This window comes from Ureibacillus sp. FSL K6-3587 (assembly GCF_038593165.1).
Lineage (GTDB): Bacteria > Bacillota > Bacilli > Bacillales_A > Planococcaceae > Ureibacillus > Ureibacillus suwonensis.
On sequence record NZ_CP151969.1, the window covers coordinates 2,773,293 to 2,798,157 of the forward strand.

General features: G+C 43.2%; 22 protein-coding genes. 16 read left to right on the forward strand and 6 right to left on the reverse strand.

Annotation, left to right across the window (positions count from 1 at the left end):
• The first annotated feature begins 104 nt into the window (after window positions 1-104).
• Window positions 105-821: an enoyl-CoA hydratase/isomerase family protein gene (locus tag NSS77_RS13720; protein ID WP_342469250.1), complete on the forward strand. Its 717-nt coding sequence runs from the start codon at window positions 105-107 to the stop codon at window positions 819-821.
• 247 nt (window positions 822-1,068) lie between these two features.
• Window positions 1,069-1,254 carry a hypothetical protein gene (locus NSS77_RS13725; RefSeq protein ID WP_342469251.1) on the forward strand — a complete coding sequence of 62 codons (186 nt, stop codon included), beginning with the start codon at window positions 1,069-1,071 and terminating at the stop codon, window positions 1,252-1,254.
• Between the two features lie 63 nt (window positions 1,255-1,317).
• Here NSS77_RS13725 and qoxD read toward each other — a convergent pair whose 3' ends face one another.
• From qoxD to qoxA, 4 genes are read right to left on the reverse strand one after another with little or no spacing between them, the layout of a single operon-like run.
• Window positions 1,318-1,599 carry a cytochrome aa3 quinol oxidase subunit IV gene (gene qoxD / locus NSS77_RS13730; protein ID WP_342469252.1) on the reverse strand — a complete coding sequence of 94 codons (282 nt, stop codon included), beginning with the start codon at window positions 1,597-1,599 and terminating at the stop codon, window positions 1,318-1,320.
• 1 nt (window position 1,600) lies between these two features.
• Complete coding sequence (locus NSS77_RS13735) at window positions 1,601-2,197, reverse strand: cytochrome (ubi)quinol oxidase subunit III (RefSeq protein WP_342469253.1); 597 nt, start codon at window positions 2,195-2,197, stop codon at window positions 1,601-1,603.
• The gene (qoxB, locus tag NSS77_RS13740) at window positions 2,194-4,182 is read right to left on the reverse strand and encodes a cytochrome aa3 quinol oxidase subunit I (protein WP_342469254.1); all 1,989 of its coding nucleotides are present in this window, start codon (window positions 4,180-4,182) and stop codon (window positions 2,194-2,196) included. Before qoxB ends, NSS77_RS13735 begins: the two co-directional genes overlap by 4 nt.
• A 48-nt stretch (window positions 4,183-4,230) precedes the next feature.
• On the reverse strand, window positions 4,231-5,148 hold the full coding sequence (qoxA, locus tag NSS77_RS13745; protein WP_141601301.1) for a cytochrome aa3 quinol oxidase subunit II: 918 nt from the start codon (window positions 5,146-5,148) through the stop codon (window positions 4,231-4,233).
• Between the two features lie 378 nt (window positions 5,149-5,526).
• On the opposite strand from qoxA, the gene NSS77_RS13750 reads away from it, so the two are divergent.
• Both NSS77_RS13750 and NSS77_RS13755 read left to right on the forward strand, forming a co-directional pair.
• A complete protein-coding gene (locus NSS77_RS13750) occupies window positions 5,527-7,416 on the forward strand; it encodes an ABC-F family ATP-binding cassette domain-containing protein (protein ID WP_342469255.1) in 1,890 nt (629 codons plus the stop codon).
• Between the two features lie 25 nt (window positions 7,417-7,441).
• Window positions 7,442-8,557, forward strand: coding sequence for a conserved virulence factor C family protein (locus tag NSS77_RS13755; protein ID WP_342469256.1), 1,116 nt, complete (start codon window positions 7,442-7,444; stop codon window positions 8,555-8,557).
• 471 nt (window positions 8,558-9,028) lie between these two features.
• Here the strand turns inward: NSS77_RS13755 and NSS77_RS13760 are convergent, their stop codons facing one another.
• Window positions 9,029-9,916, reverse strand: coding sequence for a DMT family transporter (locus NSS77_RS13760; protein ID WP_342469257.1), 888 nt, complete (start codon window positions 9,914-9,916; stop codon window positions 9,029-9,031).
• Between the two features lie 241 nt (window positions 9,917-10,157).
• On the opposite strand from NSS77_RS13760, the gene aspA reads away from it, so the two are divergent.
• Entirely contained in the window at window positions 10,158-11,564 is a 1,407-nt protein-coding gene (gene aspA / locus NSS77_RS13765; RefSeq protein ID WP_342469258.1) for an aspartate ammonia-lyase, read from the forward strand.
• A 153-nt stretch (window positions 11,565-11,717) separates the two neighbouring features.
• On the opposite strand, the gene NSS77_RS13770 is transcribed toward aspA, so the two are convergent.
• Window positions 11,718-12,128 carry a glucosamine 6-phosphate synthetase gene (locus NSS77_RS13770; RefSeq protein ID WP_342469259.1) on the reverse strand — a complete coding sequence of 137 codons (411 nt, stop codon included), beginning with the start codon at window positions 12,126-12,128 and terminating at the stop codon, window positions 11,718-11,720.
• A gap of 200 nt (window positions 12,129-12,328) precedes the next feature.
• Here NSS77_RS13770 and NSS77_RS13775 point away from each other — a divergent pair, with 200 nt between their 5' ends.
• From NSS77_RS13775 to NSS77_RS13825, 11 genes are all read left to right on the forward strand, one after another.
• Window positions 12,329-14,479, forward strand: a complete 2,151-nt coding sequence (locus NSS77_RS13775; RefSeq protein WP_342469260.1) for a DNA topoisomerase — start codon at window positions 12,329-12,331, stop codon at window positions 14,477-14,479.
• 488 nt (window positions 14,480-14,967) lie between these two features.
• Window positions 14,968-16,323 carry an aspartate kinase gene (locus NSS77_RS13780; protein WP_342469261.1) on the forward strand — a complete coding sequence of 452 codons (1,356 nt, stop codon included), beginning with the start codon at window positions 14,968-14,970 and terminating at the stop codon, window positions 16,321-16,323.
• Window positions 16,324-16,401: 78 nt separating this feature from the next.
• Window positions 16,402-17,028, forward strand: a complete 627-nt coding sequence (locus tag NSS77_RS13785; protein ID WP_342469262.1) for a hypothetical protein — start codon at window positions 16,402-16,404, stop codon at window positions 17,026-17,028.
• A 100-nt stretch (window positions 17,029-17,128) separates the two neighbouring features.
• Complete coding sequence (locus NSS77_RS13790; protein WP_342469263.1) at window positions 17,129-17,341, forward strand: hypothetical protein; 213 nt, start codon at window positions 17,129-17,131, stop codon at window positions 17,339-17,341.
• 279 nt (window positions 17,342-17,620) lie between these two features.
• The gene (locus NSS77_RS13795; RefSeq protein WP_342469264.1) at window positions 17,621-18,196 is read left to right on the forward strand and encodes a DoxX family protein; all 576 of its coding nucleotides are present in this window, start codon (window positions 17,621-17,623) and stop codon (window positions 18,194-18,196) included.
• Window positions 18,197-18,279: 83 nt separating this feature from the next.
• Complete coding sequence (locus tag NSS77_RS13800) at window positions 18,280-18,528, forward strand: thymidylate synthase (protein ID WP_342469265.1); 249 nt, start codon at window positions 18,280-18,282, stop codon at window positions 18,526-18,528.
• A 176-nt stretch (window positions 18,529-18,704) separates the two neighbouring features.
• Window positions 18,705-20,321, forward strand: a complete 1,617-nt coding sequence (locus NSS77_RS13805; protein WP_342469266.1) for a Na/Pi symporter — start codon at window positions 18,705-18,707, stop codon at window positions 20,319-20,321.
• Window positions 20,322-20,831: 510 nt separating this feature from the next.
• The gene (locus NSS77_RS13810) at window positions 20,832-21,617 is read left to right on the forward strand and encodes a BRO family protein (RefSeq protein ID WP_203363038.1); all 786 of its coding nucleotides are present in this window, start codon (window positions 20,832-20,834) and stop codon (window positions 21,615-21,617) included.
• A 57-nt stretch (window positions 21,618-21,674) separates the two neighbouring features.
• Window positions 21,675-21,905 (forward strand): hypothetical protein, encoded by a 231-nt coding sequence (locus tag NSS77_RS13815; RefSeq protein ID WP_342469267.1) that lies wholly within the window; start codon window positions 21,675-21,677, stop codon window positions 21,903-21,905.
• Window positions 21,906-21,972: 67 nt separating this feature from the next.
• Window positions 21,973-22,956, forward strand: a complete 984-nt coding sequence (locus NSS77_RS13820) for an ISL3 family transposase (RefSeq protein ID WP_342471292.1) — start codon at window positions 21,973-21,975, stop codon at window positions 22,954-22,956.
• A gap of 61 nt (window positions 22,957-23,017) precedes the next feature.
• Window positions 23,018-24,772, forward strand: coding sequence for a DNA topoisomerase (locus NSS77_RS13825; RefSeq protein ID WP_342469268.1), 1,755 nt, complete (start codon window positions 23,018-23,020; stop codon window positions 24,770-24,772).
• Window positions 24,773-24,865: the final 93 nt, after the last annotated feature.

The window sequence follows — 24,865 nt, forward strand, 5'->3', positions numbered from 1 at the left end:
TTATGCACTTATGCGACAGTTGTTTCGCAAGAACGAAGGTGCAGTGATTACACAACGTTTAAAGGGCCCGATTGGTTTTAACATGAATGCAAGGGGGAAAACCGATGGATGAAGCAATCGTGGTGAAGGAAAGAGAAGATGGAATCGGGATCATTACGTTGAATCGGCCAGAAAAAAAGAATGCCTTAAACATTTCAATGCGAAGAAAAATTTCGGAATATTTGAACAGATGGAAGGATTCGGAGCATATCGGTGTTGTGATCATTACAGGGGCGGGCAACGCATTTTCCAGCGGTTTTGATTTAACGGAGTTTCAAGACCCGGCTTTATTTGATGAAATCTATGAGTCTTCCGCCAAATACCATCGGGATGTCTGGCATTTTCCAAAGCCGATGATTGCCGGCGTCAACGGATTGGCCTTTGGGGGAGGCTTTGATTTGGCAACGCTCTGTGATTTAAGGGTCAGCTCAATCGATGCCGTTTTTGCCCATCCAGAAATCAAGTTTGGCGCCCCGCCTATTTATACACCGCTCTCTTGGATTGTGGGGGAAGGGATTGCGAAGGATCTTTGTTTTACAGGAAGAAAACTGGATGCCAACAAAGCACATGACATCGGCTTCGTGAATTATCTGGTGGAACATGGACAAGTATTAAGTAAATCCATTGAAATTGCAAAGCAAATTTTAGAAGCTCCTTCAGACACCTTGCGATTCACAAAACAATTTATGATCAAACAGCGGGAAGAAAGTTTTGAAGCAGCCTTTCGCATTGAGCACGATCAAGCGTTTAAAGAAGTGTTATTTAAACATCTCAAAAAATAGAATGTCCTTTATGATTGGGTATGTCCGTGACCTATATTGTCGATGTCCATCCCCTTCGAGAACCCTTGAATGGCAGATGGGGAAGAATTTACCCTCTGATCATCAGTCTTAAGAAGAATAATAGGCATTTTTGAAAACAATCTGTTTAAAAATGAAGAAAGTGGGGTACTGATAAATAAAAATTTGTCTAAATTGTGAACAATCAGCATAAACTGTATTCACTTTCCGGACTCGAGGGGGATTTTCATTGTTACATTTTTTTCTTAAGACTTCCGCTTTTCTGTTTGTACTTGGGATTCTATTGCTTTTCAGCAGTTTTATTTTCGATGTTTCTTTTTGGTACGGCATCGGAATCGTCAACAGCGGCATCTACTTGTTGCTCATCGGCCTGTTTCTATATTTAATGGAACTAAATAAGCCAATGGATACATAAATAAAAGGAGAAAGGATGATTTGAGGTCCGCTCAAATCTCCTTTCTCCTTTTTGCAGTTCACATTACATATCCCAAACAAAGATTAATAGTGAACCGATGATTGTTACCACAGCGATAATGATTCCATATAGGACATTCGTATAAATCGCTTTGCCATCTTCCGTTTCACCGGCGTGCATAAACAGCACGAGCTGCACTGAGGCTTGTACAAAAGCGGTCACAAGAAGAATCGTCATTGCCACGGGAAAAGTGAAATCCAATAAATACACGAGCAATGCAACCAAGGTCAACACCAATGAAAAAATATAGCCGCCGACCTGTTTCGCAGGAAACAATTCTTTCATATCACATCAATCCTTTCAAGTAGATGAAGCTGAAGATGAAAATCCAGACAACATCCAAGAAGTGCCAGTAGAGAGAAAAGATGAAGGATTTGTTCGCAGTGCGAGGATTAATCCCGTCTCTCATCACCTGGATAAAGATGCATAATCCCCAGAAGAAACCAAGGGTGACGTGGCCCCCGTGGGTTCCGAGTGTCGTAAGCAAGGCGGCGGTGAATCCGCTTGTTTGATAAGTGGCACCCACATGGTAGTAGTGCACAAATTCATTGATTTCAGCTGAAAGGAAAGCTACGCCGAGCAAAAGGGTGATTCCCAGGAAGGCGAGCATCGCTTTTTTGCGTCCGATTCTCATGGCATGTACGGCAAGGCCGATGGTGAAGCTGCTTGTTAACAAAATAAACGTTTCAAACAACACTGGACTGATTTCGAAAATTTCCGGTCCGGCCGGTCCATTCCCGGTCCGGTTTTCCATGATGAAATAAGCTGTGAACAGGGTGGCAAACAACATAATCTCCGCACCAAGGAAAATCCAAAAACCAAAAATGTTCAATTGGTTTTGGTGCGTACTATATTCAAGAGGCTGCGTGTGATCGATTTTCATGAATTGGCACCTCCATACGTGCTTACGGCTGTTTTAATTTCCTCCGCAGATTCAAATTTGCTTTCCGTCGCTTTGATTTCTTCCACCGAAATGTGGCGTCCGTCATCTTTTTCAAAGGAACGTAGCACCATGCAAGCAAAAATGCCGATTAAAGAGACAACCGCAGGAACCCATAATGCAAAGACGAAGGAGAAGCCTGCAATGAAGAAGATGACGCCCATAATGAACGGCACTCCGCTGTTATTAGGCATATGGATTTCTTCAATTTCGCCTTTGAACAATTCATGCCCATGTTTTTTCGCGTCCCAGAACGCTTCGCTGGAAGCCACATGAGGCGTGCGGGCAAAGTTGTATTCCGGCACCGGATTGTGAGTGGCCCATTCCAAAGAGCGGGCATTCCATGGATCGTCTCCAACGTTTCTTGGAGAGTGTTTGATACTATAAAAAATGTTATAGACAATGAGACAGAAGGCGATCGCCATCAAACCTGCACCGATGAATGCGACGAAGTTCAAAGGTCCGAAACCTGTCGCTTCAGAGTATGTGTACATACGGCGGGCTTGTCCGTTCAAGCCTGTGATGTACATCGGGAAGAAGGCGAGAACAAATCCAATGGATAAGAACCAGAAGCCCCATTTCCCAATCCGTTCATTTAACATAAAGCCAAACATTTTTGGCCAGTAGTACGTGAGTCCAGCCAGCATCGCGAAGACAACGCCCGGAATGATCGTGTTATGGAAGTGGGCGACCAAAAACATTGTATTGTGATATTGATAGTCCGCCGCTGACATGGCCAGCATGACTCCGGTCACGCCCCCGATGGTGAACAGTGGAATAAATCCGACTGAGTAAAGCATTGGAACGGTAAAACGGATTTTCCCTTTCCACATCGTGAGCAGCCAGTTGAAAATTTTCACTCCTGTCGGCACCGCAATCGCCATTGTGGAAATGGAGAAAATGCTGTTTGTGAGCGCGCCTTGACCCATTGTAAAGAAGTGGTGGGTCCAAACAAGGAATGATAGCAAAGAAATGATGACCATAGAGCCGACCATGGATTTGTAACCGTATAGGTTTCGGCCGGAGAAAGTGGAAATCACTTCACTGTAGATCCCAAAGGCGGGCAAGATCAAGATGTACACTTCAGGGTGTCCCCAAACCCAGAAGAAGTTTGCCCAAAGCATGTCCATACCGCCATTTGTTGTCGTAAAGAAGTTTGTTGCAAACAAACGGTCGGTTGTTCCCATCAATAACGCGATGGTCAATACCGGGAAGGCAAAGATGATGATGACACATGCCATAAAGCTGGCCCATGTGAACATCGGCATTTTCATCAAGGTCATGCCAGGTGCGCGCATTTTTAAAATCGTCGTTATCATATTGATTCCGGTCATCAGGGAACCGATCCCGGAAATCTGAATGGCGATCATGTAATAGTTCGTTCCGACAGATTCACTGAATTCCGTGCCGGCAAGAGGGAAGTAGGATGTCCATCCTGCATCCGGTGAACCGCCAATGACGAAGGAAATGTTAAATAGCATCGCCCCGGCAGCAAATAACCAGAAGCTGATAGCGTTCAGTCTGGGGAACGCCACATCACGAGCCCCGATTTGCAATGGAACAATAAGGTTCATAAAAGCGAAGATGAACGGCATCGCCATAAAGATGATCATGACAATACCATGGGTTGAAAACACTTCATTGTAATGTTGAGGGTCAAGCAATTTATTATCCGGCATGGAAAGCTGTGCCCGTAACATGAGGGCATCCACTCCACCGCGGAACAGCATCAGTAGCGCAGAGATTAAATACATCATCCCAATTTTTTTATGGTCCACTGTTGTCAACCATTCCCGCCATAGGTAACCCCATTTTTTAAAATAGGTCAACCCAATGATGATGGCGAGGGATACAACGACGATGGCTACCATGGATGCATAAATGGCCGGGTTTGGATTCGGCACCGCAAATCGTTCAAAAAATTCCATCGAATTTTCTCCTCTCAAAATATATTGCGAAAACTGCCAGATTCTAATTTATTCGTGAGCCGCATGTTCGGTATGCATTTCGCGTTCTTTTTCAGCATGCATTTTGTGTTCTTCCCCGGAATCCATTTCATCGTCGGAATGTTCATGCTCCGGTGCAGGAGAGAATCCCAGATGCGTTCCGGTGAAAGTCATTCTTCCAAGATGGCCTGGTTCCAATAATTGTTCAAACGTATCTTCCGTGAGGGGTTCAGCCGTTTCATGCACTTCATCCACCCACTCGTCAAATTTTGTTTGAGTCATGGCGGTAACGGTAAATGTATTTTCCGCAAAACCTTTACCACTAAAGTTTGCGTTCCGTCCCATATATTCCCCTGGCGTGTCCGCAGCCAAGTGGAGTGTCGTCACCATGTCCGCCATGGCATATTTTTGTCCGCCCAATTGCGGAATCCAGAAACTTGTAATCGGGCCAAACGAATAAAGTTTGAACTCGATTGGACGATCGGTTGGAATATACAGGTAGTTCACCGTTTCGATATCCTGTTCAGGGTAGCTGAAATGCCATTTCCAGTTGGAGGATGAAGCGTAAATCACCAATGGTTCCTGATCTTCATATCCTTCCGGTGTCGACTCGACAATATAGTTGCTTTTCACTGTGATAAAGGAAAGGATGGCGACAATAATAATTGGAACTCCGATAAGAATTCCCTCTAAAATCGGATTTCCCTCAATATGAGGGGGTTCATAATCGTCAGGCAGTCTGGATGCCCGATATTTGACAAGCATGTATACAAGTAAAACCATCACGACAATGACAATAAACGCCATAATACCAATGGAGATCATAATATCGCTTGCTTGCCGTTCCGCTTGTGGCCCTTTTGGATCCAACACTAATAAAGGTTCACAACCGCTAAGGAAGACGACAAGCATGGAAAGTAACAACAGTAGTGTTCCTTTGAGTTTCATTGAAGTGCTCCTTTCGATGGTCAAAAAGAAAAACCCTTTTCGACGTCCTAAAATATGTTTGACTCAATAATATATCAAAATAAAAAAATAAAAAGCGTTTACACTATGGAAATAGTAAAAATTCATAAATTGGACATTAATTGTTTCATAATTTGTCGATAAATCTCCATACATCAACCAATAAACCCATCCATGCATGTGATTGACATAAAATCTGGAATATATTATTTAAAAATAATTTTATCACGAGCGATGTCCAGGGATGGAAGCGAAAAAGGCGGCCGCCTTTTGCATCAAGTGACTTCATATTGTACATGCCCATCAAAATTTCTATATAATAAAGAATGGAATTCTATATTGAAAGAGAAGATGAAATCGATGAGTCATTTGATAGTTTCGAATTTGACGAAAACAGTAGGGGATAAAACGTTATTTAAAAATGTGGAATTTACGATTTACGAGGGGGAGCGGGCCGGACTGATCGGCATCAACGGAACCGGCAAATCCACCTTGCTTTCCATTTTGGCGGGAGAGCAGGAAGCGGATTCCATCGAGATGGATCATCCGAACAAATATCGCATCGCCTACCTGCCGCAAAAACCGGTTTTTGAAGAAAATGTGACGGTACTGCAAGCGGTCTTTTCCGGAAACTCGCCGATTTTGCAGTTGAACCGGGAGTATGAGGAAGTCGTAAAAGAATTAAGCCTTCATCCGGAATCGGAAACGTTGCAAAACAAATTGTTCCAGCTCCAGCAGCGGATGGATGCGGAAAAGGCATGGGATGTCAATGCCCTTGCCAAACAGGCTTTGACGAAACTTGGCATTGATATGTTTGATGAGCAGGTCTCCAATTTATCCGGCGGACAGCAAAAACGGGTCGCTTTGGCCAAAGTGTTGATTGAACCGGCCGATCTTTATTTGTTGGATGAGCCGACGAACCATCTCGATGCGGAATCGACGGAATGGCTCCAGGAAATGATTCTCCGGTTGAAAGGGGCCATCATTTTCATCACCCATGACCGTTACTTTTTGGATGAAATCGCGACGCACATTTATGAGCTTGCGGATCAAACCCTTTATCGCCATACCGGCAATTACGCCGACTTTTTGGAAGCCCGTGCGATTCGGGAAGAAAACAGACAGGCGACGCAGGAAAAACTCCGCAACCGTTACCGCAATGAATTGAAATGGATCCGCCGCGGGGCAAAAGCCAGAACCACGAAACAAAAGGCGAGAATCCAACGCTTTGAAGAATTGGAAAAGCAAATTGACCGAAATGCGGACGATGCAAAACTGGATATGTCCCTATCCACAACCCGTTTAGGGAAAAAGGTGTTGGAAGGCGTTTCTTTGTCCAAATCTTTCGGTGACCGTGTGATATTAAAGGATTTTGATTTCCTGATTCAGCAGGGCGACCGGATTGGAATTGTCGGAGCGAATGGTTACGGGAAATCGACTTTATTAAAAATATTGGCCGGGGAATTGGAACCGGATGCGGGGGAAGTGATCGTCGGCCCAACCGTGAAAATTGCCCACTTCCATCAGGTGCTGCCGGAAATGAATGAAAATCAGCGGATGATTGAATATATTCGCGAAGCGTCCAATGACATCACCGATTCGGAAGGGGTCCGCTATTCCGCTGCCCAAATGTTGGAGAGATTTTTATTCCCGTTACATACCCATGGAACGCCAATTGGAAAATTGTCCGGCGGGGAGCGGAAACGGCTCCATTTGTTGAGACTGCTGATGGAACAGCCGAATGTCCTGTTATTGGACGAGCCGACGAACGATTTGGATATTGAAACATTGGGCGTGTTGGAAGATTTTATTGAACATTTTCCGGGCGTGGTCATCACCATTTCCCATGACCGTTTCTTCCTAGACCGGATAGCGAAAAAGTTATGGATTTTGGACGGCAAGGGAAATGTGGAAGAGAGCTTTGATCTGTATACGGAATATTTGGCGAAGAAATCCGCGGTTGAAAAGTCGGAATCAAAAGCGGAAAAGCAAGAAAAACCGAAACAGGAAAAGCCGAAAACGGAGAAACGAAAGCTGACATACAAAGAACAGAAAGAATGGGAAACAATCGAAGAAACCATCGCCCAAGTGGAAGAGGCGATCGCCGAAACGGAAGAACTGATGGCCGGATGCGGTTCGGATTATGTGAAACTGCAAGAGTATACGGAAAAATTGAACGAGCTCAACGCGGAATATGAGCGCCTCATTGAAAGATGGACGTATTTGGATGAAATTGTCAATGGAAAATAAGGATTGAAAACGGAGGGGAAGATTCTTGAAGATTGTAACAATCGAACCGACGCCGAGCCCCAACACGATGAAAGTCGTGGTGGATGAAGAATTGCCATTCGGCAAAAGCTTTAATTATACGAAGGAGAATGTGGATGATGCGCCGGTTGAAATCCGGGAAATTTTAAACATTGAAGGGGTCAAGGGCGTTTACCGTGTGGCGGATTTTTTGGCGGTGGAACGGAATCCGAAATACCAGTGGGAAACGATTTTATCCCAAGTCCGCAACGCTCTCGGCGAACAAACGGAACATGTGGAACAGGGAGAGCAGGCGGTCGACCACTATGGGGAAGTGTTCGTCCATGTGCAAATGTTCCGGGGATTGCCGCTCCAAATCAAAGTGTTCGATGCTTCCGGCGAGCACCGGATTTCCACGGGGGATCGATTCATAAAAGCATTCCAACAAATCAAAATCGATAAAACCGATGAAAACTATATCATGGAACGGAAATGGGCAGACTTCGGTATCCGTTATGGAGATAAGGAAGAAATCGCCCAAAGCGTGTTGAGGGAAATCGAAGCGACCTATCCGGAAGAACGGGTTGCCCGCATTGTGGAAGCGGCCAATGCCAAAAAGCAGGAAACGGTCAAACGCAGAAAAATTACGGTGGAAAAATTTAGTGTGGAGGATTGGAAAGAACGTTTCCAAATGCTCGATCAAATCCCGGATCCCGATTTGGATGATTTGCCGTTGCTTGAGAAAGCGCTTGGGGATGAGCAAATGTCGATACGGAGACTTGCCACAGTATATTTGGGCATGATAGACGATAAGGCGGTTGTGCCACTCTTGATCCGTGCGTTGAAAGATAAAAGTCCAGCCGTTCGCCGGACAGCGGGGGATTGCATGAGCGACCTCGGTTTTGTGGAGTTTGAACCGGCCATGATGGAAGCGTTGAAGGATAAAAATAAATTGGTGCGTTGGCGCGCGGCGATGTTTTTATATGAATCCGGAACGGAGCGCTGCCTTCCTACATTGCGGGAAGCGGAAAACGATCCGGAATTTGAAGTAAGGCTGCAAGTGAAAATGGCCATTGCCCGCATCGAACAGGGCGAGGAAGCAAAAGGCTCCGTCTGGAAGCAGATGATGGAGAGAAATAATTAACATTATATAAGCGGGTTTGATGTTAAACTGCGTTCAGCTTCAGTGACATTAGACTAGAGAGAAATAATTAATGAAGAAAGTAAGGGCTTGTCCAGGGAAGAAGGACAAGCCCTTTTAATAAATTGGCGGGAATGACGGAATCCCGCTTTGAAGAAGATGGAAGAATGGATGTTTCAAACTTTGGAAGCATCCGTTTTTTTTTCGAGTGTCTTTGGATTGTGCATGAATGAACAAAGTTTATCCTAAAGGATCATCGCTGACGAAGAAAATAACAAGTGCCAGAAAGCGGATAATCGCCAAAGAAAACGGAATAATAGCCATCCGTCGAAGAATAATCGCCAAAATGGCAAATATAATCGCCGACGAACAAATTCATGAATCCCAAAAAGCTCACAGAAGTAAAGGAAAGTGGGCATTTCTAAGCAAAAGTCACACTCAACTCTTGGAGATTCCTCGCGCAACCAAAGCCCCTCACTCTGCCGCCATCTCTTTTTTCCGCACCCGCTTCGGTTTTAACACGGTATAAAAGATGCCTCCAAATACCAGCACAATGCCAATGGTTTGCAAAATGCTTGGACGAAATCCAAGAAGAATCGTATCCAACAAAATGGCCACCACCGGATCCACAAATGTCAAAACAGAAACGACAATCGTCGGCAATTTCCGGATGCTGTCAAAAAACAAATAATAAACAAAGCCCGTATGGATGATCCCCGTACCTAAAATAAAGAAAATATTTTTTGCCGACAAACCGTGAAATACCGAGAAATCACACATCGGCAAAAGCATCACGATGCCGACCATCGTTTGCAAAAAGGTCGTTGCATAAGGCGACAAACCTTTCAACGTCTTGCTTAAGAACATCGTCATGGCATAGCAAAACGCCGATAACAAGGCCCACAGAAAACCGGAATTCATAAATGCTTCCAAGGAATTCAGATGCTCAATGCCAATGATGAAAATGGAGCCGATAAAACAAACCGCTATGGCAAGGACATTCCCGATGGTGATGCGTTCCCTCAAAAAAATGGCCCCCAAAATCAACACGAAAATCGGTGCCAAATTATAAATGGAAATGGTGACGGATATGGACATTTCTTCAAACGCTTTAAATAAAAACACCCAGTTCAAAACGAGAAAAATCCCGCAAAACAATGTTTGAATGACCTCTTTTAGGTTCCAGGCTTCCGTCTTATGCCCGCCTGTCGCTAACCATAATCCTCCCAAAAACAACGTCGCGCAAATGCAACGTACAAACACAAGCTCCACCGCAGGAATCCCTGCATGAACCGTAAACAGGCCGATGGAACCAAAAATGGCCATGCTTGCCGCCAATTTGATCATTGCTGATGTGTTCACTGGACTTCCCCTCATCACAAGAATAGTGAGAAAAATCGGAAATAAAACAATATAAAATCTATTAAATAACATTTATATCAATTTGGCAATACTATTACAAAATACTATAAAGAAATGAAGCCTAATCAATATCTTTCTGTGTTAGAATAGTGTAGTATTTAAGAGAAAGTATATTTTATACAATAAATACAATGTAAACGTTTACTTTCAGCTTTTTTTGAAGAAAAGGAGACTGTTTCTTATGAAAAATAATGTCCGCATTGAAAAAGATTTTTTAGGTGAAAAGGAAATACCGGTCGACGCCTATTACGGTGTGCAAACTGTCCGTGCGACAGAAAACTTCCCAATTACCGGATACCGCATTCATCCGGAATTGATCAAATCACTTGGTATTGTAAAAAAAGCGGCGGCACTCGCAAACATGGAAGTCGGCTTATTGGATAAAACCATTGGCAAATACATTGTTCAAGCGGCGGATGAAGTCATCGAAGGAAAATGGGACGATCAGTTCATTGTGGATCCGATTCAGGGCGGTGCTGGAACTTCCATTAACATGAACGCCAATGAAGTGATTGCCAACCGTGCGTTGGAATTGATGGGCGAAGAAAAGGGGAAATATTCCATCATCAGCCCAAACAGCCATGTCAACATGTCCCAATCCACAAATGACGCATTTCCAACGGCAATACATATTGCGGTGCTAAGCTTGTTAGACCAATTAATCGACACTACGAAATCGATGCAAACGGCATTTTTGAAAAAAGCGGATGAATTCGCAGGCATTATCAAAATGGGGAGAACCCACCTGCAAGATGCGGTTCCGATTTTATTGGGGCAGGAATTCGAAGCATATGCCCGCGTCATTGCCCGTGACATCGAACGCATTTCAAATACAAAAAACAATTTATATGAAATCAACATGGGGGCAACGGCGGTCGGAACAGGATTAAATGCGGAACCCGAATATATCCGTATCGTGACGGACCAATTGGTGAAATTGAGCGGACATCCATTAAAAGGAGCCAAACATTTGGTGGATGCGACGCAAAATACGGATTGCTATACAGAAGTATCATCCGCATTGAAAATTTGCATGATCAACATGTCCAAAATCGCCAATGACTTGCGTTTGATGGCATCCGGACCGCGTGCGGGATTATCGGAAATCATCCTTCCTGCCCGTCAACCGGGATCTTCCATCATGCCTGGCAAAGTGAATCCGGTCATGCCGGAAGTGGTGAACCAAGTGGCATTCCAAGTTTTTGGCAATGATGTGACCATTTCTGCGGCTTCGGAAGCGGGCCAATTTGAATTAAACGTGATGGAACCGGTATTGTTCTTCAATTTAATTCAATCCATTTCCATCATGAACAACGTGTTCAAATCATTTACGGAAAACTGCTTAAAAGGTATCCAAGCGAATGAAAAACGCATGAAAGAATATGTGGAAAAAAGCATCGGCATCATCACGGCGATCAATCCGCATGTGGGCTATGAAACAGCGGCGAAATTGGCGCGCGAAGCATACCTCACAGGGGAATCCATCCGCAGCCTGTGCATCAAATATGGCGTATTAACGGAAGAACAATTAAATGAAATATTAAATCCATATGAAATGACACATCCTGGAATCGCCGGCAAGCATTGATGTGATTTACGAAAGGGCTCCATTATGATGGGGCCTTTTGTTTTTGGACTCATTGAAGGGAAGCATTAGTCGATGCGGGCCAAAATAAAAAACGGACGGGGAAACGTATTATTTTCCCCATCCGCTCTATCAGCAACTCCCATCCCCTTTAAATTATGGAGTTGCAATTTTGCTTTCGGACACCAGTTCCTTCAAAAACGCATCCCGCTGTTCGGGCGTTTGCTGCTCCCCTTCAAGCAACATGGCTCCCACTTTATAATCCGACAAATCTTTCTCCACAATAAATTGCAAGTTGATGTTCGCGTTCTTTTGTCCATTCACCGGGCAGGCGCCTTTGAACTCCACCACATGCTGACGATTATTCGTTTTAAAATAAACCCATTCTTCTTTGTCGCATTGGCCGTTTAAAGCGCTTTCCAAATTGACCGGTGCATCTTCCAAAGTAGCCCCTTTGATATAAGCTATATATTCATCCCCGTCATTGGGCCGATTCATATACCAGAAAAGAAAGATGATTACAATCGGGACAATCCATAGAACCGTTCTCTTTGATACATTTTGCATATCAAAAAACTCCCCCCACCTTTGTAATGAAATTATAACATTATGAGAATATAATTTCTATAAAAAGATATAGATTTTCTATTTGGAACGGCAAATATCTCGGATGTTCATGGCGCTCCGGCAAAGAGTTCATCCAATGATAAGAAAAACCATTATAATAACTATACAAGCTAAAACTCTAATTCAGGTGATTGCAGAAAATGAAACTCATATTGACGGAAAAACCATCTGTAGCGAAAAACATAGCGGATGCGTTAAACATAAAAACGAAAAAAGACGGCTATTTTGAAGGGAACGGCTACATCATCACTTGGGCGTTCGGCCATCTTCTCGAATTGTATGATGCGAAAGATTACGATCCGAAAATGAAAACTTGGAGAATGGAGTATTTTCCTTTCATCCCATCCAATTTCCAATACAAAGTGAAGGGCGATTTTGGGGCAAAAAAACAGCTGCAAATCATCCGGCAGCTCATCCAACGTCCGGACATCGAAATGATCATTTCCGCATGCGATTATGATCGGGAAGGGCAGCTCATCGGCGATACGATCATTTACCGGATGAAACCGGCAAAACCCGTCTTTCGCATGCTGCAAAATGAATGGACGCAGGAAGAGGTGCTGAAAGGCCTCCGGAATCTCATCCCCAATACAAACTTGCGGCCGCTATTGGATGCGGGCATTTGCCGCCAATGGGCAGACTGGGTGATCGGCATCAATTTGACTTCTGTCACGACCTTGAAATATCAGAAAGGTTCGGGCAGCGCGTTAAACATCGGAAGGGTTCTCCTTCCGACCCTAAAAATCATCTATGACCGCGACAAGGAAATCGAAAACTTTGTTCCCGAAAACTATTTCAAACTGGAAGCCACCTTCCAAACCTGTGATGGCGGCATGTATGAAGGCACGTATCATGAAAAGGGGGAAGAAAAATTCAAAGACCGGCAAACGCTGGAACAGATCCGACAGTCGCTGGCCGATCCGCAAGCCAGGAAAGCCCGCATCATTGATAAAACAGTGGAAAGGAAAAAGGAATATCCTCCTTATTTATTCAACCTGACCAATTTGCAAGGTTACATCACGGGCAAATATAAGGGCTGGACTTCGGACAAGGTATTGAAAGTGGCCCAATCCCTTTACGAAAAGAAATACATCACCTATCCGCGCACGGCTAGTGTCGTGTTGGAAGAAAGCTTGGAGGATAAAGCGAAAAAGGTGCTCGAAACGTTGAAAAAGGGCCTTCCTTATGAAGAAGAAATCGTCTTTGCCAAAAAGAAGCGGGTCTTTGACAATTCTAAAGTCGAGAGCCATAGCGCCATCATCCCGACGTACGTAAAACCGTCCTCCCTGTCAAAGGATGAAGCCATCGTCTATGATGCGATCAAAAACCGGTTCATTATGCAATTTATGCCCCTGGCAGAGCATGAAGAAACAAAAATCGTCACGAAAATGGAACACGCTGACGTCCACGGAATATTTATAACAAAGGGCAGGGTTCAACTGGTGGAGGGATGGCGGAAAGTTGAAAATATAGAGTCAAAGGACACGATTCTTCCAAATGTATCCCTCCATGAGGAAGTGGAAATCGTGGACCATGAACTGACTTCCCATGTGACAAAGCCGCCGAAGCACCATACGGAAAAAACATTGCTCAAAGTCATGGAAACATGCGGAAAAGGGATAGGGAGCGGGGAGCAGGAAAGCGAAGAAATCATGGCAAATGTCCTGAGCGGTTTCAGCATCGGCACCCCGGCGACGCGGGCGGAAACCATCAAAAAGTTGAAGACGGTCGGCTACATAACAACGAAAAACAAATACTTGATGTGCACCGAACTTGGCAGAAGATTGGTGGAAACCTTTCCTGTCAAAGAACTGTTTGATTTGGAATTTACCGGCCGATTGGAAAAGACGCTTGCCGATATAGAAAAACAAAAGTTTCACCGGGACCGGTTTTTGCAATTCATTTTCGATTTCACAAAAAAAACCGTACACATCATACAGCAAGAGGAAGAAATCATCTTAAATAAAGTGGAAAAGAAAACATTTGAACCGTTGGGGAAATGCCCTCTTTGCGGCAATCCGGTCATCGAAGGGCAAAAAGGTTTCGGCTGCAGCAATTGGAAAAGCGGTTGCAAATTCGTCATCTGGAAAAATGATAAATTCTTCGCTTCCATGAAAAAGAAACCAACCAAAACGATGGTGAAGCAGCTGTTGAAAAACGGGAAGGTGCTCGTAAAAGGCCTCACCAGCAAAAAAGGAAACAAATTCGATGCCATATTGCGTTATGAAAAACATCCGGATCAAGATCTGTTCAGTTGGAAAATGGAATTTCCCGATGCCCACAAAGGATGAGGAATATTCAATTTCATAATCCGTTTCAACGGAATTTGAATATGATAAAAATTGAGAAAAGGCCGCCAAGAAAGGCAGGAACATTTATTACATTTTTCGATTGAAATGATAAAATTTATCCATTAAAAATCTATGAAATAAAATGGATTTGGACTAGAAAAATCAAGTATATGTTATATAATAATACTACTAATCTAAAAATGAATTGACACCGGACATTCCAGCGTCACTAGCAATCGTGTACATCTATTTTCGGGATAGGTGTGCACGGTTTTCTTTTCAAATTATAGTAGGCAATGACGGAGTTTTTGAGACCTTCTCTTACGTATACTAGTGCAAGTTCATCTTCTCGTTTGAAATTTTGCAAAAATTTTTTATCTTTTTGATTAAAAATAGGCTTGACGTTTATTTGAAAAATTTGTACACTGTGAAAAGTCAAATGTTTTTTTGGAAAATACAATCTTGGAAAGTAAGGATTTGATGATGAGATGATAGTGTGTAAATTTGGTGGTACTTCGGTTGCAAGTGCAGAACAAATTCAAAAAGTGGCAAATATTGTGAAGGCGAATCCAAAAAGAAAAATTGTCGTGGTATCTGCTCCGGGAAAACGTTTCAGCGATGATATCAAAGTGACGGATTTATTGATCGATTTGGCGGACGCAGTGCTTCAAAACGGCGAAGTGGAAGCGAAACTGCAAAAGGTCGTAAACCGCTATAAAGAGATCGCGGAAGGCCTTGGATTAGACGAAGCCATTTCCGAAGTCATTGAAAAAGATTTGCGCGGACGTATCGCATCAAAAACGGATAAAGATTTATTCGTTGACAGTTTAAAAGCGAGCGGAGAAGACAACAACGCAAAATTGGTGGCGGAATATTTCAACTCCATCGGTTTGAAAGCGAAATATGTCAGCCCGAAAGAAGGGTTGGTCGTAAACGATCCGCCGGAAAGAACATTTGCACTGCCTGAAACATACGAGAATTTGAAAGACCTTGGAAAAGGCGAAGAAATCGTTGTTTTCCCTGGATTTTTCGGATATACGAAAGATGGCGTTTTGCGCACATTTGACCGCGGCGGTTCCGATATCACGGGTTCCATTTTGGCGGCCGCAGTAAAAGCGGAATTATATGAAAACTTTACAGACGTGGATTGCGTATTTTCCGCAAACCCTAAAGTGGTGAACGATCCGGTTGGCATCGAAGAAATCACGTATCGTGAAATGAGAGAACTTTCTTATGCAGGTTTCTCTGTATTCCATGATGAAGCGTTAATCCCGGTATTCAAATTTGGTATTCCTGTAAACATCAAAAATACAAACAATCCATCAGCACCTGGTACTCGCATCATGCCAACACGCAAACCAAACGGACGTCCGGTTATTGGTATTGCCGCTGACCACGGATTCTCGACTTTATATGTATCCAAATATTTGATGAACCGTGAAATCGGCTTTGGCAGAAAACTATTGCAAATCATCGAGGAAGAACAAATTTCCTATGAACATACGCCATCCGGAGTGGATGACATTTCCGTCATCATCCGTTCCAACCAATTGACGCCTGAGAAAGAGGAACGCATTGTCAAACGGGTGAAAGAAGAGCTTCATGCGGATGATGTATATTTCCGTCACGGATTTTCCATGATTGTAATTGTCGGAGAAGGAATGCGCAAAAACAAAGGATTGGCTGCAAGAGCGGCTTCAGCGATTTCAAAAACCGGAGCAAATATCGAAATGATTAACCAAGGTTCTTCCGAAGTGAGCCTTGTGTTCGGTGTTCTGCAAGAATATGAAGATCAATGCTTGCGCGCACTATATGAAGAATTTTTTACGCCCGTAGCGATTTAAAAATAGATGAAAAGCGGAGTGGAAATCGGTGAGTTTTCCGCTCCGCTTTTTTGTTTGAAATGATTTTGGAGTATAGAATTGATTTTCCGTCAAATCGGGAGGGGAATCCTTGGCCATGAAGGAAATGTTGGCTCTCACGGGGACTGGATATCCGCCAAATTGGGAGGGGAATCCGCCAACCATGGAAGAAAATCCGCCAAAGTCCTGAACAAATCCGCCAAGGGGGAGAAGTTGGTCCTCTGTGGAACGGGATATCCGCCAAAAGGGAAGGAATATCCGCCAACCATGGAAGAAAATCCGCCAACGTCGGGAACAAATCCGCCAAGGGGGAGAAGTTGGTCCTCTGTGGAACGGGATATCCGCCAAAAGGGGAGGGGAATCCGCCAACCATGGAAGAAAATCCGCCAAAGTCCTGAACAAATCCGCCAGGGGGGTGAAGTTTGTCCTCTGTGGAACAGGATATCCGCCAAAAGGGAAGGAATATCCGCCAACCATGGAAGAAAATCCGCCAAAGTCGGGAACAAATCCGCCAAGGGGGAGAAGTTGGTCCTCTGTGGAACAGGATATCCGCCAAATTGGGAGGGGAATCCGCCAACCATGGAAGAAAATCCGCCAAAGTCGGGAACAAATCCGCCAAGGGGGAGAAGTTGGTTCTCTGTGGAACAGGATATCCGCCAAAAGGGGAGGGGAATCCGCCATCCATGAAAGGAAATCCGCTAAAATCGCGAACAAATCCGCCAATGGGGAGAAGTCGGTTCTCTGTAGAATGGGATATCCGCCAAATTGGGAGGGGAATCCGCCATCCATGAAAGGAAATCCGCTAAAATCGCGAACAAATCCGCCAATGGGGAGAAGTCGGTTCTCTGTAGAATGGGATATCCGCCAAAAGGGAAGGAATATCCGCCAACCATGGAAGAAAATCCGCCAAAGTCGGGAACAAATCCGCCAAGGGGGAGAAGTTGGTCCTCTGTGGAACGGGAATCCGCCAACCATGGAAGAAAATCCGCCAAAGTCCTGAACAAATCCGCCAGGGGGGTGAAGTTTGTCCTCTGTGGAACAGGATATCCGCCAAATCGGGAAGGGAATCCGCCAACTATGAAAAAATATCCGCCAAAGTCACGAACAAATCCGCCAAGGGGTAATAGAGAATCGCTCCGAAATAGCTAGCCGATCAATGAATCTGTGGGTCCTTTTTTCCATTTTTCCTGCATTTTCCGCAAGTAATTTAATATGTTAATATAAAAAGATAGTCTAAAGTATTAAAAAGCTTTATAATATTTGTGAAGGGAGTGAATGTATGGAAAAAAAGGAAGTGATTTTTTATCCGGAAAATCCGGTGACCCGTTTTTTATTTAACGACACGCGTTCCGCCGCCATTTGGCTCATCATCCGCCTCTATTTGGGATGGGCGTGGTTGGAAGCTGGAATCCATAAAGTGGCCGATGATGCCTGGACCGGAAAGAATGCCGGAGCAGCGGTAAGCGGCTTCTTGAAAGGGGCTATTGAAAAAGCTTCCACGACCCATGATGTGATGGGCTGGTATGCCGCATTTCTTGAAACATTCTGCCTGCCAAACGCTAAGATTATCAGCTTTATGGTAGCTTATGGGGAAGTGCTTGTTGGACTTGGACTTATAGTCGGATTATTTACAGCCATCGCCGCCTTTTTCGGCGTGTTAATGAACGTTGCTTTCTTATTTGCAGGAACGGTCAGCTCGAATCCGCGATTGTTGCTGCTCGGAATTCTCGTCATGCTTGCATGGAAAGTGGCAGGATGGTACGGACTGGATCGCTGGGCATTATTGAAACTGGGCACACCTTGGGGAAAAATCAAAAAAGAAGAAAATGCAGAAACATCGATGTTCAATACATAATCCATATGGTAGAATAATGATAATGATTACAATAAAACGTTGCTTGACAGGCAACGTTTTTTCATGAGAAAAAGGTGAAAATGATGAAAGTAGTATTTGTCTTGACAGCAACCGGCCAGGAATTGCTTCAAATGGTCACCGACGATGTAGCGGGACTTCTTGCCGCTGTGAAGGGCGAGTATGTCACATTTCCTTTCGGCACGTTTAAATACGATTTTCATTCCCTCGATTTTTATATTGAAGATAATGAATACCATCAAGAATTGGTAATCTATTTAAAAGAAGAAGAAGAGCGGAATACGGTGAATGATTTTGTCATTGATGTGGAATAGGGAGTGCCTTCTTGCGGACTCCCTGATCCCTCGAAAATAGAGTGTTGAATACCCACTGCAATATTTTTCCTCAGTTTGACAATATTTATGGAGCATTTTGCGTTCTTTGAGGAACGCAATTTGTTTTTTTATGTAAAATAATTATACTCCAGGAGATTGCCTTCTCGACAAATGAGGTGTTTTCATTGATCAATGCCATCGGAGGAATTGGGATTTTTTTATTGGGCATGTCATTGCTCACGAACGGTTTGAAAGAGATTGCGGGGGAAACGTTGAAAAAATGGCTGCATACTTTCACGAAAGGCACATTGACTTCCCTCTTAACCGGATTTGTCATGACGGTGCTGGTTCAGTCATCAACCGCCACCACGATTTTGACGGTCGGTTTTGTAAGTGCCGGGCTTCTCACCTTTGTGCAGTCCATCGGGATCATCATCGGCGCCAATATCGGAAGCACCAGCACCGGCTGGATCATTTCCTTGTTAGGATTTAAAATCAGTCTGCAAGCCATGTCGCTTCCGATGATTGCGCTGGGTGTGCTGATCCAATATGTGGCCCCAAGCGACATCAAAAAATATGGCGGCGTTTTCACCGGTTTTGGACTGTTGTTTTTGGGGATTGATTTGCTGCAAACAGGGATGGAGTCGGCCCAAGAATGGATTTCCTTTGATTCATTCGATACGGAATCGTGGCTGTCCATCCTGCTGCTCATTGGCATCGGCATATTGATGACCATCATTATGCAGGCTTCCAGCGCGGCAATGGCGACGACCCTCACCGCCTTGTTTGCGGGAGCGATCGATTTTGAACAGGCGGCGTATCTGGTGGTCGGCCAAAACATCGGAACGACGGCAACGGCGATTGTCGCATCGTTCGGTTCTTCCATTGCCGCAAAACGAACAGCGGCGACCCATCTGTTGTTCAATGTCGTAACCGCTGTCATCGTGACAGTATTTATCGGCTACATATTGCAATTGGTGGAGTTCATGACGGTTGGGCTGGTCGGAAGTTTTGATGAAACGGTGGGGCTCGCTTTATTCCATACGTTATTCAGTGTATTGGGAGCGATCATTTTTGTTCCATTTACAAAGCAGTTTTCCAAATTATTGATAAAGATGTTGCCGGAAAAAGCCAATGCATTGACACGGAATCTGGACGATCAATTGGTCTCCATTCCATCGGCCGCCCTCGAAGTGGCTTATCAAACGTTGCTGCAAATGATGAAGCAGCTGACGGATGCCATTTTGGAATTGATTGAAGCGAAAAAGGGAACGGGCAGTTTCGAGAAAAAGGTGAGGGAAGTGGAGGCCGCCATTGTGGAAATCCGGAAATTCCTCAATGAAGTGCAGTCGGATTCCGCAAGACTCCGGAATCAGCATGTGGCGATCATTCATGTGCTTGACCACATCACAAGGCTGGTCAGCGTGCTGAGGGAACATCAAAAAGTGGAAGGCATTTATCATCATGAAAAGTTGATGAAACGATTTTCCAAAACGCTGGAGCAAATCAATGAAAGCTTCGGCAGTGAAGAAACGCTCTCGGCCATGGAGCAGGAGCTGGAGAAAACGGCCCACACCATTGCGGAAGAGCGGCGCACCCGCAGAAGAAAATATTACGAACGGACAGCGGTTCGGGAGACGGAACTGGAAGTGGCCATGTCCAAAGTGCAGGCGCTGCTCTGGATTGACCGCCTCGTCTATCATTACTGGCGCGCCTTTGCGAGATTGGTGGAGTTTCAGAAAGGTGCGGAAATCGAGGAGTCGACAAATTTCCGTGATGTGGAGACGATGTAGGGGAATGAAATATGGTTTCATTTTAAACGCTCGGGTGTCTGGGACATCCGGGCTGTTTTTTGTAAAAGGAGATATTCTGAGTTGGAAAATATGATAAAATATTCCTAAATCCATTTTATTTTTTCGGCTGGTTGTCAAGATCATCCAGTTTCATAGTTGTTTAGTAGATAATGATTTGGAAAGGTTGGTAGTTTGTATGGGTATTTTGACAAAATTATTTAACCGCAATAAAAATCGGGTAATCGGATTATACGGTTGAAAACCATTAATTTATAATATTTGTTCATGTATATAAAAAACGGATTATTGAGTTGAAGACTACCATAACAGGTGGTCTTTTTTAATACACAAATAAATTTATAAATATTTATACTTACATGGTTGACAATGTGAAGAATTGCTTAACGCTTCTGCTGATGTATCTAAAAAGCTATTTGGTCTTGCTAATGTCAATTGGTCAGCATACCCAGAAACTATGGTCAATCACAGTATGTTTAAGGGGGCAAATCAATGAGTAACCTTTCACTTGTTAAATCAGCTCCTTTCGGTTCAATGCAATGTGATTTTTACAGCGATAATAACGAAGTCTTTATGACCAGAGAACAAATCGGTACAGCGTTAGAATACTCTGAACCGAGGAAGGCGATTCAAAAGATTCACGAACGCTATAAGCACCGTTTAGATAAATTTTCAGTTGTCACCAAACTGACGACAACTGATGGCAAAGCCTACGACACTATTCTTTATACTGCAAAAGGTGTCTATGAAATCTGCCGATGGAGCAGACAACCAAAAGCTGATGCGTTCTTCGACTTCGTATATGACGTTCTGGAAGGTCTTCGCAAGGGCGATTATCAAATCACTCCAACTGCCCCCAAACTGACGGTGGTTGAAGGTGATGAAGCTCGTAAACTTGAATTAGAAGCTCGTATTCGTAATGCAAAGACCAGACAAGCGAGATTGCTCGTAAATGTAGCTGACAAGTTCAAAGACATTCTCCCAAAGGAACAGATTCAGATACTCATAGGAAACGCCACAGAGCTTATTTCAGACGTTCCAATGCTTCCTAAACCCGAAATACCTAAAACCTACACAGCAGGGCAAATAGGGGCAATTCTGGGCGTTTCAGCCAACAAAATAGGTCGTATCGCCAACAAGCATGGATTAAAAACCGATGAATACGGTATATGGGTTCTCGATAAGTCCCGACATTCAGATAAGCAAGTTAGCTCGTTCCAATACAACGAGAAAGGTAAACGTAAAATCACAGAACTATTACAACAAGAAGGGCAATGATAGTCATGCACAATGAGCTTAATTTAGATTTGTATAACATTAAGGACTGGAAAGAAGATGATTACAATTACAACTTCTTGGTGGAGACGATCCTGTCTCCACCTGCTTGTCCTATGGGTTGTCCGCCCGACTTTCAAAGATTCGGGCGTAAGAAACAGCTTTATATGGACACCACCATGCACAGTAAGCGTGTTGGCATTACAGTTGACCGTAAAAGGTTTAGATGCAAACAATGCAGTCATACCTTTTGGGAAACACTGCCCGATATGGATGATGTCCGTTTTATGACCAATAGACTGTTAAATACATTCGTGACGCTTCTCTCAAACGCACTTTTACAAGTATTGCAGAAGAGATTGGCGTTGATGAAAAAACAGTCCGTAATATCTTCCGAGACTATGTGGCTGAACTGGAACAAGAGATTTCATTTGAAACTCCTGCTTGGTTGGGTATGGATGAAATCCATATCTTAAAGAAACCAAGATTCGTTGTGACAAACATACAGCATAGAACAGTCATTGATATTCTGAAAAATCGTGAACTTGGTACAGTTATCCCTTATCTGCGTTCTTTGCCCGATAAGGAACGAATCAAATACGTCACTATTGATATGTGGAACCCTTACCGAACAGCAGTGAATCAAGAGCTTCCGTGGGCCACAATAGTCATAGATAAGTTCCACGTTGTCAAAAAGGCTAATGAAGCTCTGGAAAAGTTCAGAAGGAGTTACAAGAAAGACCTTCCTACAAAGCAACGTAGGCAGTTAATGCGTGATAGATGGGTTCTTTTATCTCGTAAACGTGACCTTAAACCTGAAGACCTTTTCCTACTGGAAACATGGACTGGATACTTCCCTCTATTAGCCGAAGCCTATGAACTAAAAGAGGAACTCTTTGACATATGGGACTTAGAGAAAAAAGTCGAAGCCTATCACAAGTTTCAATCATGGAAACAAAAGATACCAAAGGAACTTAAACCCCACTTCCAAGAACTCATTACTGCTTCTGAGAATTGGGAAGAAGAGTTCTTTGCGTACTTTGATAGTCCTAAGAAACTTACCAACGCATACACAGAAGGCTTAAATAGCCTCATACGCCATTGTAATCGAATGGGTAGGGGTTACTCCTTTGAAGCCCTTAGAGCCAAAATACTGTTTACTGAGGGCTTTAGGAAACAACGTAAGACACGTCATTCTAAACGCTCGGATATGACAGGTGCATTTGGCAACGTAATGTCCAACTACGGAAACTTTTGGGATGACATTGCACAGTGGCCACCAGTTACACTTGGAGCAGACATTTCAACTTTAGTGAGAGCGATGGAAGAGGGAGAGTTTTAACCCTCTTTCAACTCACTAATCCGATTACCCTATTTTTTATTCTATTTTGAATAAGACGGACGTGAAAAATAAGAAGATTAAACGTTTATGGATTAATTCGCTAGAAGTAGAAGAAGTAAGAAAAGGTTTTAATAGCTTATTGGATAATTCAAAAGACTTATTGATGTATGAAGAAGCAAAGGCTCGTCAAATCAGTGATTGGCTCGTTGGGATGAACGCCAGTCAATTATATAGCTTGTTAATGCATGAAAAAGGTGTGAATATGACGTTGTCGGTTGGGCGTGTTCAGAGCCCTTTATGTTATCTCATTTATCAGCGCCAAAAGGAAATCGAACAGTTTGTTTCGAAACCATTTTTTGAACTAGTTGGTGAGTTTAAAACAGCAAACGGTATGTATATGGGGAAAGCTAAAAACATTCGAACGGATACGATTGAACCATTACAATCATTTGTTGAGGACAACGGTTGTTTACTTGATTCAGAAATAAGTGGTATGGTTGTCTCTGTTGAGAAGAAAGAAAAACGTGTAAAATCTCCTAAATTGCATTCGTTATCAACGTTACAAACGGTTGCCAATAAAAAGTGGAAGTATAGTCCTGCAAAAGTATTAGAAGTGATGCAATCTTTATATGAGAAGAAATTAGTTACTTATCCACGTACCGACTCCAATTATATTACGGAAAATGAATTTTTGTATTTAGTTGAGAATCTCGAACGATATAAAGAGTTGTTAAACGTTACGTTTGAAGTAAATTTAAAAGTTAATAAACGCTATGTCGATAATTCGAAAGTACAGGAGCATTATGCAATTATTCCAACGAAAACTATACCGTCTGATACGAATCTGAACGGTCTGACAACAGAAGAAAAATCGATTTATGAAGAAATCGTACTTACAACACTTGCGATGTTTCATCGAGATTATGTTTATGAAGAAACGAAAATACTTACTTCTGTAAATGATATTGAATTTGAAAGTATTGGGAAAGTTGAAATTGATAAAGGGTGGAAACTGTTATTTACAAAATCAGTGGAAGGTATCGAGAAAAAAGAAGACGATCCCGTACTTCCTGTTGTAGTTGTTGATGAAAAGGTAACAAGTTTGTTACATTCAAAGGAAGCTTGTACCAGCCCACCTAAACCATATACAGAAGGGGGCTTAATTAATTTAATGAAAACCTCGGGGAAAATGGTAGAAGATGAAGAAGATTCTGCAATTTTGAAAGAAATTGAAGGAATTGGAACAGAAGCTACTCGTGCAAGCATTATCGAAACAGTTAAAAAGAATGGCTATATTGATATCAACAAGAACATAGTTTCGATTACGAAAAAGGGTGAGCTTCTTTGTGAAGCCATCCATAACACCATGCTTGCAAGTCCTGCAATGACAGCAAAGTGGGAAAGTTACTTGAAAAAGATTGGTGAAGGAAGCGGTACAAAAGAGGTCTTCGTTGCACAGACGAAAAGGTTTATATCGGATTTGTTAGAAACCGCACCAGCTGCAATGCAAGAAATCGAAACGGTATCATTTGCTCAAGAACAACAGACTGATCACTTTGGTAGCTGTCCGTCTTGTCGAAAAGGAACGATGATAGATCGAAAGACATTTATCGGTTGTAGCAATTATCGTAACGGTTGTAAGTTTACGATCAATCGAACGATTTTAGGGAAAAAGTTAACAGACAAGCAGGTCACAGATTTATTGGAAAAAGGAACTACATCCATGATTAAAGGGTTTACATCAAAAGCAGGAAAGTCGTTTGATGCAAAATTAACGATTACCGATGGGAAAGTTTCATTTGTGTTCGAAATGTAGGTTTGAAATAAAGTCATACCGGTTCCTCCTTGTATTGAAGTGATCGCTAATAGTTAGACACGGTCATTTTCCCCATAGAAAAACTGCACCTCC

Excerpts from the sequence above, each read along its gene's own strand:
- NSS77_RS13720 (WP_342469250.1), top strand. The coding sequence starts at position 105 with ATGGATGAAGCAATCGTGGTGAAGGAAAGAGAAGATGGAATCGGGATC.
- qoxD (WP_342469252.1), bottom strand. The coding sequence starts at position 1,599 with ATGAAAGAATTGTTTCCTGCGAAACAGGTCGGCGGCTATATTTTTTCA.
- NSS77_RS13735 (WP_342469253.1), bottom strand. The coding sequence starts at position 2,197 with ATGAAAATCGATCACACGCAGCCTCTTGAATATAGTACGCACCAAAAC.
- qoxB (WP_342469254.1), bottom strand. The coding sequence starts at position 4,182 with ATGGAATTTTTTGAACGATTTGCGGTGCCGAATCCAAACCCGGCCATT.
- qoxA (WP_141601301.1), bottom strand. The coding sequence starts at position 5,148 with ATGAAACTCAAAGGAACACTACTGTTGTTACTTTCCATGCTTGTCGTC.
- NSS77_RS13750 (WP_342469255.1), top strand. The coding sequence starts at position 5,527 with ATGAGTCATTTGATAGTTTCGAATTTGACGAAAACAGTAGGGGATAAA.
- aspA (WP_342469258.1), top strand. The coding sequence starts at position 10,158 with ATGAAAAATAATGTCCGCATTGAAAAAGATTTTTTAGGTGAAAAGGAA.
- NSS77_RS13770 (WP_342469259.1), bottom strand. The coding sequence starts at position 12,128 with ATGCAAAATGTATCAAAGAGAACGGTTCTATGGATTGTCCCGATTGTA.
- NSS77_RS13775 (WP_342469260.1), top strand. The coding sequence starts at position 12,329 with ATGAAACTCATATTGACGGAAAAACCATCTGTAGCGAAAAACATAGCG.
- NSS77_RS13780 (WP_342469261.1), top strand. The coding sequence starts at position 14,968 with ATGATAGTGTGTAAATTTGGTGGTACTTCGGTTGCAAGTGCAGAACAA.
- NSS77_RS13790 (WP_342469263.1), top strand. The coding sequence starts at position 17,129 with ATGAAAGGAAATCCGCTAAAATCGCGAACAAATCCGCCAATGGGGAGA.
- NSS77_RS13795 (WP_342469264.1), top strand. The coding sequence starts at position 17,621 with ATGGAAAAAAAGGAAGTGATTTTTTATCCGGAAAATCCGGTGACCCGT.
- NSS77_RS13800 (WP_342469265.1), top strand. The coding sequence starts at position 18,280 with ATGAAAGTAGTATTTGTCTTGACAGCAACCGGCCAGGAATTGCTTCAA.
- NSS77_RS13810 (WP_203363038.1), top strand. The coding sequence starts at position 20,832 with ATGAGTAACCTTTCACTTGTTAAATCAGCTCCTTTCGGTTCAATGCAA.
- NSS77_RS13815 (WP_342469267.1), top strand. The coding sequence starts at position 21,675 with ATGATTACAATTACAACTTCTTGGTGGAGACGATCCTGTCTCCACCTG.